Raw genomic sequence first — 12,961 nt, 5'->3', positions numbered from 1 at the left:
TTATTTGTCCCATTCAGGCGCAAATGGTTCCGGACTCACTTCACGACCATTACGTTCCAGTTGGGCAATCAGCTGCATTTCCTCTGCACTTAAGCTTAAGTCTTGAGCTTTTAAGTTGCTGAGCAGATTTTCGCGTTTGGTTGATGATGGAATCACAGCAAAACCATTTTGTAAGGCCCAAGCCAAAGCGACTTGTGCAGTCGTTGCTTGATGCTGTGCAGCGATCTCAACTAAAATTGGGTCTTGCAGTACTTTGCCATAAGCTAAAGTCATGTAAGAAGTCACATCAATATTTTGTTCACGTAAAAAATTGACCAATGTGCGGTTCTGCAAATAAGGACTGAGTTCGATCTGGTTGGTTGCGATGTGTTCGACACCAATGCTGTCAATCGCTTGTTGGGTCAAGGCGATATTAAAGTTTGAAATCCCGATTTGTTTAGTCAAACCTTGTTGTTTCGCTTCTAATAGCAATTGCATCACGCTTGGGATTGATACACCGAGTTGTGGCGCTGGCCAATGAATTAAAGTGAGGTCAACTGCATCGGTACGTAGTTTTTGCAGACTGTCTTTTAAGCTTGGAATAAATTTGTCTTCAGTAAAATTGTCGACCCAGATTTTTGTGGTGAGGAACAAGTCTTGACGTGCGACACCACTTTCAGCAATGGCTTGACCTATTGCCGCTTCATTTTCATAAACCTGTGCCGTATCAATGGCACGATAGCCCACGTCTAGGGCCGTTTTGACTGAATCAATCACGGCTTGTTCTTTAAGACGGAAAGTACCTAAACCAAATTGAGGGATATGCATATTTTTCACCTAATCTTTTTTCATGCTCCGCAGAGCTATTCGATGGCTGTTATTTTGCGATGATTATTGTTGCTAAAAAATAGATGAATTTGCAAAATACAGTTGACTAAATATCAATAATCGAAGGGTGACAATGAAATCAACCGTAGAAGAACTACTGGCTTTTATGACCATTGTCGATACAGGTTCCTTTATTGCCGCTGCAGAACGACTGGGGCAAACCGCATCAGGATTGAGTCGTTCACTTAGCCGCTTAGAATCTAAACTTGAAGTGACGTTGTTAGAACGCACTACTCGCAAATTAAAACTGACACAGGAAGGGCAACAATTTCTGAAACACGCCCGTAAAATCTTAAGTGATCTCAATGCAGCCGAAGAGGCACTACAAAAATCAGATCAGGATACATCTGGGGTAATACGAATAGATTCTGCGACACCATTTATCTTGCATGTGATCACACCATTGGTACACAAGTTTAGAAAGTGTTACCCCAATATTGAAATCGAGCTGAATAGCAATGATTTGGTGATTGATCTTTTGGAACATAAGACGGATGTTGCTTTCCGTTTTGGTGAATTACATGATTCCAGCTTACACGCCAAATTGGTGTGTAAAAGTCGTATTTATATTGTTGCTAGTCCAGACTATTTACAGCGCAAAGGTAAACCTTTACACCCCAAGGCTTTAACTGAGCATGATGTGATTGGTTTTACTCGTCCTACCTATATCAATACATGGCCAATCAAAATTGGTGGTGAATATTTTCAGGCCCAGCCTAAAGTCAAAGCATCGAGTGGTGAAACGGTACGCCAATTATGTTTGCGCGGACAAGGCATTGCTAGGCTCTCCGAGTTTGAAATCTGGCAGGACATGCGAGAAGGACGTCTAGAAGCACTGTTTGAAGATCAAATTGAACATTCTTATCAAAGCATCCATGCTGTTTATTATCAACAAGAGCACTTGCCGAAACGAGTTCGTTTATTTATTGAGTTCTTGTCTGAGCAACTAAGTCAGGGCTTCTCGGTTTGCCAATAGTCTCATTTTGAAGTTGCACATTCAGCACTGGAATTGATGGCCCCGTTTTTTGTATGACCGAAACTACAATGTGTTGCTGCTGTAATTTACATTCAAGTTCTACGGTTGGCAGAAATGTACTTGAGAGCATCAGACCATTTTCATTGGGCTTTTTATAGGTCATTTTGATGATCCGAGTTTGCTGCGGAGCTTCAGCTTTCTCCATTTTCCATAATTCATAGGTCGGTTGATTTTGAAGGCGTAAGTACCCTTCTGAAAGAGATTTACACACCTGTTGTTGCTGGTAGGTCGCTTGGTCAGTGAGGTTGCAGCCTGTAAATAAAACAGTGGTTAATATAAATAAGATATTATTTTTCATGGCTTTATCCTTTGGCTGTTGATTTTTATAGCTTAAAGGTGTTGTATAAACCAATACAGATACAGAAATTTATAAAAAAGCAGTACAGATATGACTTTTCACTATCAGCGCTTGGCAGAACAATTGGCTCACAAGATTTATCAACATGAGTTGCAACCGCAGCAGAAATTAAGTTCCTTAAGGGAATTTGCACGTCAGCAAAGTGTTAGTTTGAGTACGGCACAACAATGCTATGAATTGTTGGAAGCCAAAGGGCTGATTTATGTGAAAGCAAAATCGGGCTATTTTGTGAATTCCAGACAATATCAAAGTGCGGTACCTGACAGCCCGAATTTTGAGTCCAAAGCTCGGCAGGTTTCAAATTTAGATCTGCAAAATCAAATCCAGACGGCATCGATTCAACATCATTTAACGCCATTGGGTGCGATCCAACTGTCTCCGCATTTGATTCCTGTTGATGGCTTGCGTCGCTCTTTGCAACGTGCATTGAAACATTGCCAGCCTGAAGATTTTTTATATTGTAATAAACAGGGACATCAGCAACTTCGTAAAGCCTTATCTGATCATTGGCGTGAGGATGGTATCTATGTTGCGACCGACGATATTTTTATTACCAATGGCTGCATGCCAGCCTTATCGCTGTTGATCCAACAGATCAGCAAAGAGGGCGATAGTATTTTAGTTCCGACCCCGACCTTTAATGGTCAGCTACAAATGTTGGCTAGCCTGAAACGCAAGATTATTGAGATTCCAGCAGATCATCGTGGCATTGATCTAGAGCGTTTAGAATTTTTTATGAAACAGGGTGATGCCAAACTGTGTTTACTCACCGCCAATTTTCAGAATCCTTTGGGCTATTGTCTTAGCAATGAACAGAAACAACACATTGCTCAACTGGCACAAAAATATCAATGTTTTATTTTGGAAGATGATATTTATGGCGAATGTAGCTTTCAAAAAGAACGACCATTACCCATTCGCTATTGGGATCATGAGGGTTACGTCATCTGGTGTGGTTCTGTCTCGAAATCATTATCCACGGCTTATCGTGTCGGTTGGTTTTGCTTGGGTCAACAGCTGCAATATTTAAGACCGCAATTATTGGCCAACAATGTGGGGGTGAATACACCTTTGCAACTTGGATTAGCCGACTTCATTTACAGCCGTGGCTATCGAGAACATTTAGATCAGTTAAGACCTAAACTGATGCAACAGGTTGAACAGTATCGGGCTTATATTCTCGAAGTGTTTCAGGGGATTCCGATTGGACTAAGTCAATCACAAGGTGGCTATGCTTTATGGATGCAACTGCCGAAGAGTATTACAGGTTTGGAATTGTATTATTTGGCGCAAGGTCAAGGGATCAATATTGTGCCCGGGGAAGTTTTTGGCGAAGATCGGCGTTATCAACATTTTTTGCGTTTAAATGCAGGTCATGCGTTAACAGCAGAAATCCGCCAAGCGATTCAACAGTTGGCAGATTGGACACGGGCGAGTTTAAGTTCATTAGAGCATTAAGACCTAATCAACAATCAGAATTAAAAGGGGAAGAAAAAATGCAGCGCACGATTGCTGAAAAAAGAAAAATATTTCGTAATCTGCATCAGGCAGGATGTTTTGTATTGCCCAATCCATGGGATGCAGGTAGTGCAAAGATGTTGCAGCAACTCGGTTATCAGGCTTTGGCAACTACCAGTGCGGGTTATGCATGGTCTTGTGGCAAGACCGATGGACAGTTGTCACGAGCAGAGGTACTCGCTCATCTTGATTATATGGTTCAATCAACCGATCTACCTGTGAATGCAGATTTTGAAAGTGGTTTTGCAGAAACGATCGAGGGCGTTGTTGAAAGTGTAACAATGGCGATTGCAACAGGTGTTGCAGGTATCTCGATTGAGGATTCGACTGGAAATAAGGAAAAGCCATTACGAGAGCTTGAGGATGCTGTTAAAAGGATAGCCGCAGCACGTAAAGCGATTGATGAAAGTGGCGAAGATGTGATGCTGATCGGACGTGCTGAAAATTTCTTTATTGGTGTTCCAGATTTAGACGATACCATTACTCGACTGAAAGCCTATTCTGCTGCGGGTGCTGATTGTCTTTATGCGCCTGGTATAAAAACAGCAGATCAGATTGTTGCGGTGGTTCAAGCTGTGGCACCCAAACCTGTGAATGTCTTGATTGCATGGGACAGTGAGCTCAGTGTGCAAGAGCTAGCATCTTTAGGCGTTCGACGAATCAGTGTAGGGAGTGCATTGGCACGGACAGCATGGCATTCTTTTATTCAAGCAGCCACTTCGATTGCGGAAACTGGTCATTTCAATTGTTTTGCAGAGAATATCTCTGGAGCTGAGTTGAATAAAAGACTGAGATGAAATCCGCCAAGCGATGCAAACGTTGGCGGATTTAGTACAGCAAAGATGAATTAATCGAAATCGGCCTTGAGTACGATGCGATAACGCGCTTGGCCCGAATGCAGTCGTTCAATCGCTTCATTTAGTTGCGACATTGGAAATAACTCAACTTGTGGTGCGATATTTTTGCGTGCAGCGAACTGTAAAAGTTGACGTAGTGCCAAGGGTGAACCAGTCGGCGAAGAGGTAACTGATTTAGCACCTCCCATGATTGCACCAACAGAAACTGGGATCGGTTCTAAAGTCACTCCGAGGAAATGTAGACTACCTTTCGGTGCCAAAGTATTTAAGTAAGCTTGCCAATTCAGCGTTACATTGACCGTACTGAGCAATAAATCAAACTTGCCACGTTGTGCTTTGATGGCTTGAGCATCACGGCTATTGACCACATGATCGGCACCCATGGCTTTGAGTTCTTCAGTTTTATCTGGGTTCGAGCTGAAAGCGGTAATTTCACAGCCCCATGCTTTGAGCAACTTAATCGCGATATGGCCGAGACCACCAATACCAATCACACCAACATGATGCGTGGCCTGGATTTTGTGTTTCAGCAAAGGATCAAATACCGTGATGCCTCCACAGAGCAGTGGGCCAGCACTTTCGGGATCTAAATCGTCTGGAAGGGGAATGACCCATTGCCAACCTGCACGGACTTTATCTGCAAAACCACCTGCATGCCCAACGATGGTTGCGGTTCTTTCGCCTGTACATAGAACCTGATTACCGCCAATACACGGGTCACAGGCTTGACAAGTTTCAGCAGTCCAGCCAATCCCGACGCGTTGGCCGACTTTTAATCCTTTGGCTTCTGATCCCAGTGCAATGATAGTACCAATGATTTCATGTCCAGCAACCGCTGGGTAAACTGATGACTGCCATTCATTATTAATCACAGACAGGTCGGAGTGGCACAGGCCACAATATTCAACTTTGACTTCAACTTGGTGGGCTTTTAAGTCTCCCGCATCAAATTGGTACGGTACCACTTGCTCACCTGCTTGCATTGCAGCATAAGCGCGAATTTGATTATTGCTCATTGGAACTCCCATTCAAGGAAAATCGATCATGATTTGTTATTTAAATTGGCAATGATTTTCGTGGTCATTGACCATACCAACTGCTTGCATAAAAGCGTAACAGGTGGTCGGGCCCACGAATTTAAAGCCACGTTTTTTTAAGGTTTTTGATAGTTTCTGGCTAAGTTCAGTTTGTGCAGGTGCTTCGCGGTAATTTACCACATCATTATTTTCGGTTTGATGATCGACAAAACTCCATAACCAAGCGGGTACATCGTTGACCTCATCTTTAAGTTTGAGCCAAGCAATGGCATTGTCACGGATGGCTTTAAGTTTACCGATATGACGAATTAAACCGGCATCACTGAGTTTGAGCTCGAGTTGATCATCGGTGAGTGCTGCGACTTCTGCAATGGGACGTTGAAAGAAATGTGAGCGGTAGTGTTCGCGTTTTTTGAGTACCGTAATCCATGAAAGGCCAGCTTGCTGCCCTTCCAGACAAAGCATCTCAAACAAATGGGCTTCGTCATGTTGAGCCTTGCCCCATTCTTGATCATGGTAGGCAATATAGAGGGGATCATCGGAGCACCAGCCACAGCGTTGAGTTGACATATTTGATGCTCCTTGTTGTTATTTGAACCACATAATTTAAAGTTGGAATAGCACCCATTCATTTGGGCGAGTATCCCAATAATACAGTTCTGCGCTATTTAAATCAGTAAATTTAAGCCAAAAGTCTTTACCTGATTTATCGGCAAAGCCTGTACTAATCAACAAAGCATCTTCGGTAATTTCCATGATCCAACCTTGATAGCTGGTACCATGAATGATGATTTTCTGCTGATTTCCAGACTCTGCAAATTCAACCAGACGTTCAATCAATGCTTCTGACATTGTAGATTCCTAACGTAAATACGGGTATGGATTGACTGAACCACGCCCTTTGCCATTTAAATAAATTCCGTAATGTAAATGTGGAGAGGTATAACGAGCATTGCCAGTATTTCCCACATAACCGATCAGATCGCCTTTACGTACAGAGTCACCAACGTTGAGACCACGTTTATGACCGTCCAGATGCGCATAATAGTGCCAAGAGCCCGCTGGTCCAATGATCCAGATCACTTTGCCACCTAAATTATTATTACGTAAATCAGCAACTAAGCCTTCGGTCGCACTATACACTTTCGTACCACGCTCTGCCATGATATCGATGCCTTCATGGCTACGACCCTGACTACGTGCAGCACCCCAAGTATCACGTAATTCGTTTCGACTCACACCTTTGACTGGAACGGGTAGGCGGCTGTCTAGACGCATATTTTTCAGTTTATTCACCTGTACGTTGGGCAAGGGTGTTGGTTTTTTGGGGGCAGTTGTACATGCTGAAAGTAGAACCATCAGCACACCAAGAACGGTATAGGAAATCGAACGACGCACACAAACTCCTTGCATTTGGATCGACAGCATACAGCGCTTTAAGTGTTCTGCTTGGCTGTAATCAGTTTTTTCATAGCTGTTGGAATGCCTTTGGCAATCGCATTTTCTGGACTTAGCCATATGCCATTTAATTCGATACTCAACTGTTCCTTTTGATCATGTTCCACGTGGAACGGTTTTTCATTTAGTAACCAAGTGAAGTGAGTAAAGCTATGGCTAATCTGCAAAGATGATACTTGAGCTTGTAGTTTAAAGTGCTGCTCAATCTGTTGTAATTCGGTTGCTTGTTCAATAATCGGAAGACAATACAATCCTCCCCATAAACCTTGCGCTTCACGTTGTTGCCAAAACCATTCATCTCCAGATTGGATCAGTAACACATGAGCTGTTTTAACTGGAACGGGTTTCTTGTCTTTTTTGAAAGGGAGTTCCTGTTCAATGCCTTGTTGATAGGCTTGGCAGTGTTGTTGCATCGGGCAGTATAAACACAGCGGTTTTTTTGGGGTACACACGGTTGCCCCTAAATCCATGATCGCTTGGGTGTAGTCATGATTACGTTGTTGCGGACAAAGATCTTCTGCAATTTGCCATAACGCTCGTTCATGTTGTGGCTTGGATAAATCATCTTCGATTGCAAAAAAACGCGCTAAAACACGTTTCACGTTACCGTCCATAATCACGCCATACTGACGTAAGCCTAGTGACATGAGCGCACCAGCAGTGGAGCGGCCAATGCCAGGCAGCTCGATCCATTGTTCTAGGGTTTCTGGAAATTCACCCTTTTGGCTAACGATGCCTGCTGCTTTGTGCAGGTTGCGGGCGCGGGCATAGTAACCGAGTCCTGCCCAATATGGGGCGACATCATCCCAACTGGCTTGGCCTAAGGTTGCTACAGTCGGGAAACGTTCAATAAAACGATCGAAATATTGCAGTACAGTTTTGACTTGCGTCTGTTGCAGCATGATTTCTGAGACCCATACTTTGTAGGGATCACCGGCTACTTGCCAAGGTAAGTCATGGCGGCCATGTTGGTCGAACCATGTAAGCAGTGCATCAGAAAATGAAAAATCAGGCATGAATCAGAACAGTAAAAAGCAGAGCCTTAGTATAGCTGAAATGGGTCTTTTTGCGGTGTGAAAATTCTAGAGGAAAATAAATGAGATGTAGGTCGTGAGTTTAGATCAAGGTTTTATTCAGCCCTCGTCCATGTTTAGTTGTGAGCAGGAGGTCTGGATGCCACCTGTTAGTCAGTTGCTTTTCAAATCGTGCTTCGAAAATTGCTGGGGATGTGTACCCTCAGACTAATAGATGGGTTTTGCCTTGCGTCGCTTTAGTCTCAACTCATGACCCTTCAAAATAAGGTATTGGCTACGCGTAATCATTTCAATTTTGAGTACAAAATGGGAGCAATGCAGGCAGTGCGGAGTCGTGTCAGATTCTGATCTAATTTTGGTATGTGCCTTCGGTGAGTTACTTTGGTTTTGCCCAAATGAGGAGCAAAGCTTCGCAAGACAGGCATTTGTTGAACTGCATTACCTCCATGTAATGTAGTTCAACGGGGGACATCCATGTCACCTTGCACGAGATAGAAATTATCTAGGATTTAAACAAATTATATATTCGCTCAATTCTGTATTTAGGAGGTAAATCACGTTAAATGTTTATCCAACAGCTCATACATCGCTTCAAGACTTTGACGTTCTGCTTCGGCGTTATAACCTAAATCAACATTGTTGGCTTTGGCACGCTCATCAGCAAGTGGGTTACTAAAACCATGCTTTGCATCTTCAAAAATAATCACGTCGTGATCAACGCCTGCATCATGCATTTCCTGACGGAAGCTTGCGACATTGTCTAAGGTCACCATGCTATCCAGTTCACCATGCAGGACTAAAATCTCAGCTTTAACTTTGCCTTTCTCAGCAGGGGCTTTAGGACTCAAGATGGCATGAAAGGTTGCAACTGCTTTGAGATCTGCACCTGAACGAGCTAAATCCAACACCACTTTACCGCCATAGCAGAAACCTACTGCTGCAAGTTTGTCTGCATTGACTTCTGCTTGAGTCGCTAAAGCTTCCAAACCTGCTTGAGCACGGTCAACAATGGTATCAGCATGCTCAAAAGTTTGATTCATCCATTCTGAAGCTTGTGGTACAGCCGTGGTCACTTTTTTATCGCCATACATATCAATTGCTAAAGCAGCAAAACCATGTTCTGCAAGTTCACGTGCACGTTGCTCAGTATATGCATTACGCCCCCACCATTCAGGTGCAACAATCACGCCTGCAACAGGCTTATCAATTGCGGGTGCAGCGAAATAACCAATTAAGCGTTGACCATCGGGAGCGGTATATTCAATTTCACGTGTATTAATCGGGAAGCTCATTCTATAATCCTGATCTGTATTTTTAGAATGCATTGATTAAAACATAAAAAGGAAAATGGATGGCATCGTAAAAACAGAATACATACGCTTGTTTTAACAACGATCAAAAATAAAAAAAGAAGAATGCTGAGATTCTTCTTTTTTATTTTTGGGCTAGGTCGAAACTCCTAGACTTTGCCTCGGGATAAGAAGCCGACGATGGCTAAGATTACGGCAACAACCAATAAGATGACTGCGAAATCTTTGGATAAACCTGCTACACCACCAAAACCTAATAAACTGGCAATGAGTGCGATGACAGCAAAAATAATGGCCCAACGGAACATGTCGTGTCCTCCTAATTTTTTCGTTATGTGTCCACTATAGCGTGTGCTTTTTGAGCGAAATGTGGTGTTTATGTGGTTTAAATGTTTAATACTTAAAGAAGTGTTAAATGAGTTAAAAGAGATTGAACCAAGTCGAGCATGGATGAATGCTATAATGCAAAGCTCCTCTGAAATTGAAACAACTGGTATGTCTGTCGAACTGCGCCCCAATTTTTGGAAACAATATCCGCTTGATCAACTCAGCAATGCGGAGTGGGAAGCATTGTGTGATGGTTGTGGTTTATGTTGTCTGGTCAAGTTAGAAGACGAAGAAACCGCAGAGGTGGCTTATACCAAAGTGTCGTGCAAATTACTGGACTGTAAAACCGCGCGTTGTTCCGATTATCCGAACCGTCAGCAACAAGTGCCTGACTGTATACAGCTGACACCTGAGCGGCTCAGTACGATTTCTTGGTTGCCACCCAGCTGTGCGTATCGTCGTTTAAGTGAGGGCAAGAATTTACCGTCTTGGCATTACCTCAATACAGGTTCGCGTCAAAGTGTGATCAAGGCGAAAAAGTCCGCAGCCGGGCGTTGTATTTCAGAAACTGAAATCGATGAGGAACAGATTGAAGACTATATTGTGCGTTGGATACGTTAACAGCATCTAGCAAATCAATAAGACATGATGATCATAAAAACAACACTTTTGCAGTATTTTTATTGGCGATGTTCCCTAAGATGAAAAATAAATGAGGGAGATAAGCCATGAATAAACTGTTGATAACACCTTTGCTCTACAGTGGCATTTTATTTCTGGCCGCTTGTGGTGCCAACGAAAGCAATACTAAAACGCTAGAACAGAATACAGCACAACATACTTCGCGTCAGAGCATTGCACAAAAGTATCGGACTGAGACCATCGCTGAATTTGATGAGCCATGGGCGATTGTGAGTTTGCCTGACCAACGGTTGTTGATTACGGAACGTAAAGGGCAATTAAAATTATTTGATCCGCAAACCAACAGCAGTATTAATGTCGTTGGCATTCCAACCGTCAGTTATGGTGGGCAAGGTGGTTTAGGTGATGTAATTTTGCATCCTGATTTTCAGCAGAATCACCAATTATATTTGAGTTATGCCAGCAAAGGTCGGAGTGGTTATGGTGCGGAGATTGCATATGCAAAACTGGATTTATCTGATCCTAAGCAACCCAAGCTCACGGATTTAAAAACCATCTGGCAACAAGTGCCGAAAGTGTCAGGGCAAGGCCATTATGGTCATCGTATGCAGTTTGGTCCCGATGGCAAACTGTGGGTCAGTTCGGGGGAACGTCAAAAGTTTGACCCTGCCCAGGATTTAAAAAGCAATTTAGGCAAAGTCTTGCGCTTGAATGAGGATGGAACTGCTGCTGAAGGGAATCCATTTTACCAACAGGGTAGCGTCACTGCTGAAATCTGGTCTTTAGGCCATCGTAATCCACTGGGTATGGCATTTGATGCACAAAACCAGCTGTGGGTGGTTGAAATGGGGCCTAAAGGCGGGGACGAGTTGAATCGTATTGTGAAAGGTGAAAACTATGGCTATCCCGTAGTCTCAAATGGAGATCATTATTCGGGTTTGCCGATTCCTGATCATGATACCCGTCTAGAATTTAAAGCTCCCGCAATTGATTGGACCCCTGTGATTTCACCTTCTAGCATGATCATTTATTCAGGTCAGCAATTTCCTTTATGGCAACATAAGGCTCTAATCGGTGGTTTATCTTCGAAAGCCATTGTGGTGGTAGATTTAGCTGCCAAGCCGGTCCAAGAAGTTCAACGACTTGAGATGAATCAACGAATTCGTGGTCTACAGCAAACCACTGATGGTTCGATTTGGGTGATTGAAGATGGACCGAAAGCTAAACTACTTAAACTTCATGCCAATTAAATTTTAACTTCAAGTGATACACATAATGAATCAGCCGAATACCTTTTCTATGACTTTAAAAAAACTATGTTTACTGACAGGATTAGTGTCTAGTAGTTCAGCACTTTGGGCTGGAACTTTGACAGAGCAACAGGTTCAAAAAATTGTAGACCAACAGTTTAAGCCATTGTTAGCACAATATAAAATTCCAGGTATCGCGGTTGCAGTCACATTAAATGGCAAACATTACTTTGTGAATTATGGGCTTGCTTCTAAGCAAAACCAACAAGCGGTAAGCAATAGTACTTTATTTGAACTTGGCTCCGTCAGTAAGACCTTTAATGCGACTTTAGCAGGTTATGCTCAGGCACAAGGACAACTGTCTTTGTCGGATCATCCAGCCAAATATTTCCCTGAACTGAAAAATACTGCGGTCAATCGTGCCACGATACTGAATCTTGGGACCTATAACGCAGGCGGGTTTCCGCTGCAATTTCCTGATGATGTGATACAGCAACAAGATATGGTGAAATATTTTCAGACTTGGCAAGCAAAAACCAAAGTTGGTAGTGCTCGTCAATATTCCAATCCAAGTATCGGTTTGATGGGTTATGTCACGGCATTGGCAATGAAAAAACCGTATAGCGAACTGATTGAAAAAACCTTGCTGCCGCAATTGGGAATGACACAAAGTTTTATTCAGGTACCTGAGCAACAGATGCCGAACTACGCATGGGGCTATAAAGCTGATCAGGCCATGCGTGTATCGCCAGGCATGTTTGATGCTGAAGCCTATGGTGTGAAAAGTAGCAGTGCAGATATGCTGAAATTTTTGGATGTACAGATCAATCCGCAGCAGTTAAAACAGCCTCTCCGCAAAGCAATAGAGAATACCCATGTGGGGTATTTTAAAGTAGGCGGCATGACCCAAGGTCTGGGCTGGGAACAATATGCGTATCCAGTATCACTTGAAACACTTTTACAAGGCAACTCGAGCAAAATGGCTTTAGAAAGTCATGCAATCACACCGATTAAACAACCGAAACTTGCCACACCCGCGACGTTCTTTAATAAAACCGGAGCGACCAATGGTTTTGGTGCCTACGTGGCTTTTATTCCTCAGCAAAAAATTGGAATTGTCATGTTAGCCAATACCAATTTTCCAAATGAAGAACGGATCAAGGCCAGCTATCGCGTGATGCAACAGTTGGTTCAGAACAACAGTGCGCAATAGAATGTCGCGTGAGTGCAGATTCAAATTGTAGATTTGAGCCAGACACAATAGACT

15 protein-coding genes are annotated in these 12,961 nt (G+C 43.0%); 6 read left to right on the top strand and 9 right to left on the bottom strand.

The window, feature by feature from the left end:
* Positions 1 to 807 (bottom strand): 2,5-didehydrogluconate reductase DkgB, encoded by an 807-nt coding sequence (gene dkgB, locus F909_RS12785; protein ID WP_005147890.1) that lies wholly within the window; start codon positions 805 to 807, stop codon positions 1 to 3.
* A gap of 133 nt (positions 808 to 940) precedes the next feature.
* Between dkgB and F909_RS12790 the strand changes: the two genes are divergently transcribed.
* The gene (locus tag F909_RS12790) at positions 941 to 1,843 is read left to right on the top strand and encodes a LysR family transcriptional regulator (RefSeq protein WP_005147889.1); all 903 of its coding nucleotides are present in this window, start codon (positions 941 to 943) and stop codon (positions 1,841 to 1,843) included.
* Here the strand turns inward: F909_RS12790 and F909_RS12795 are convergent.
* The gene (locus F909_RS12795) at positions 1,791 to 2,201 is read right to left on the bottom strand and encodes a hypothetical protein (RefSeq protein WP_005147888.1); all 411 of its coding nucleotides are present in this window, start codon (positions 2,199 to 2,201) and stop codon (positions 1,791 to 1,793) included. The two genes, F909_RS12790 and F909_RS12795, sit on opposite strands and share 53 nt — an antisense overlap.
* A 90-nt stretch (positions 2,202 to 2,291) precedes the next feature.
* Here F909_RS12795 and F909_RS12800 point away from each other — a divergent pair, with 90 nt between their 5' ends.
* Both F909_RS12800 and F909_RS12805 read left to right on the top strand, forming a co-directional pair.
* Positions 2,292 to 3,719 carry an aminotransferase-like domain-containing protein gene (locus F909_RS12800; RefSeq protein WP_005147887.1) on the top strand — a complete coding sequence of 476 codons (1,428 nt, stop codon included), beginning with the start codon at positions 2,292 to 2,294 and terminating at the stop codon, positions 3,717 to 3,719.
* A gap of 38 nt (positions 3,720 to 3,757) precedes the next feature.
* A complete protein-coding gene (locus F909_RS12805; RefSeq protein ID WP_005147886.1) occupies positions 3,758 to 4,576 on the top strand; it encodes an isocitrate lyase/PEP mutase family protein in 819 nt (272 codons plus the stop codon).
* A gap of 50 nt (positions 4,577 to 4,626) precedes the next feature.
* Here F909_RS12805 and ahr read toward each other — a convergent pair whose 3' ends face one another.
* The 7 genes from ahr to F909_RS20775 all read right to left on the bottom strand — a co-directional run bounded on the left by ahr (position 4,627) and on the right by F909_RS20775 (position 9,783).
* A complete protein-coding gene (gene ahr, locus F909_RS12810; protein WP_005147885.1) occupies positions 4,627 to 5,652 on the bottom strand; it encodes an NADPH-dependent aldehyde reductase Ahr in 1,026 nt (341 codons plus the stop codon).
* Between the two features lie 36 nt (positions 5,653 to 5,688).
* Entirely contained in the window at positions 5,689 to 6,243 is a 555-nt protein-coding gene (locus F909_RS12815; protein ID WP_005147883.1) for a DNA-3-methyladenine glycosylase I, read from the bottom strand.
* Positions 6,244 to 6,279: 36 nt separating this feature from the next.
* Positions 6,280 to 6,525, bottom strand: a complete 246-nt coding sequence (locus F909_RS12820; protein ID WP_005147881.1) for a hypothetical protein — start codon at positions 6,523 to 6,525, stop codon at positions 6,280 to 6,282.
* Between the two features lie 9 nt (positions 6,526 to 6,534).
* The gene (locus tag F909_RS12825) at positions 6,535 to 7,086 is read right to left on the bottom strand and encodes a M23 family metallopeptidase (RefSeq protein WP_277604081.1); all 552 of its coding nucleotides are present in this window, start codon (positions 7,084 to 7,086) and stop codon (positions 6,535 to 6,537) included.
* A gap of 23 nt (positions 7,087 to 7,109) precedes the next feature.
* Positions 7,110 to 8,147, bottom strand: coding sequence for an A/G-specific adenine glycosylase (gene mutY / locus F909_RS12830; RefSeq protein ID WP_005147877.1), 1,038 nt, complete (start codon positions 8,145 to 8,147; stop codon positions 7,110 to 7,112).
* Between the two features lie 572 nt (positions 8,148 to 8,719).
* Complete coding sequence (locus tag F909_RS12835; RefSeq protein WP_005147875.1) at positions 8,720 to 9,457, bottom strand: dienelactone hydrolase family protein; 738 nt, start codon at positions 9,455 to 9,457, stop codon at positions 8,720 to 8,722.
* 167 nt (positions 9,458 to 9,624) lie between these two features.
* The gene (locus tag F909_RS20775; protein WP_004656956.1) at positions 9,625 to 9,783 is read right to left on the bottom strand and encodes a DUF1328 domain-containing protein; all 159 of its coding nucleotides are present in this window, start codon (positions 9,781 to 9,783) and stop codon (positions 9,625 to 9,627) included.
* 187 nt (positions 9,784 to 9,970) lie between these two features.
* On the opposite strand from F909_RS20775, the gene F909_RS0120205 reads away from it, so the two are divergent.
* The 3 genes from F909_RS0120205 (at position 9,971) to ampC (ending at position 12,907) form a co-directional block, all read left to right on the top strand.
* Complete coding sequence (locus tag F909_RS0120205) at positions 9,971 to 10,423, top strand: YcgN family cysteine cluster protein (protein ID WP_032863226.1); 453 nt, start codon at positions 9,971 to 9,973, stop codon at positions 10,421 to 10,423.
* 107 nt (positions 10,424 to 10,530) lie between these two features.
* Positions 10,531 to 11,694 (top strand): PQQ-dependent sugar dehydrogenase, encoded by a 1,164-nt coding sequence (locus tag F909_RS12845; RefSeq protein WP_005147870.1) that lies wholly within the window; start codon positions 10,531 to 10,533, stop codon positions 11,692 to 11,694.
* 25 nt (positions 11,695 to 11,719) lie between these two features.
* Positions 11,720 to 12,907: a class C beta-lactamase gene (gene ampC / locus F909_RS12850; protein ID WP_005147866.1), complete on the top strand. Its 1,188-nt coding sequence runs from the start codon at positions 11,720 to 11,722 to the stop codon at positions 12,905 to 12,907.
* Positions 12,908 to 12,961: the final 54 nt, after the last annotated feature.

This window comes from Acinetobacter sp. ANC 3929 (genome assembly GCF_000369405.1).
GTDB lineage: Bacteria > Pseudomonadota > Gammaproteobacteria > Pseudomonadales > Moraxellaceae > Acinetobacter.
Note: the sequence above shows the minus strand (reverse complement) of the source record. Positions and strands in the feature narration are given on the sequence as shown.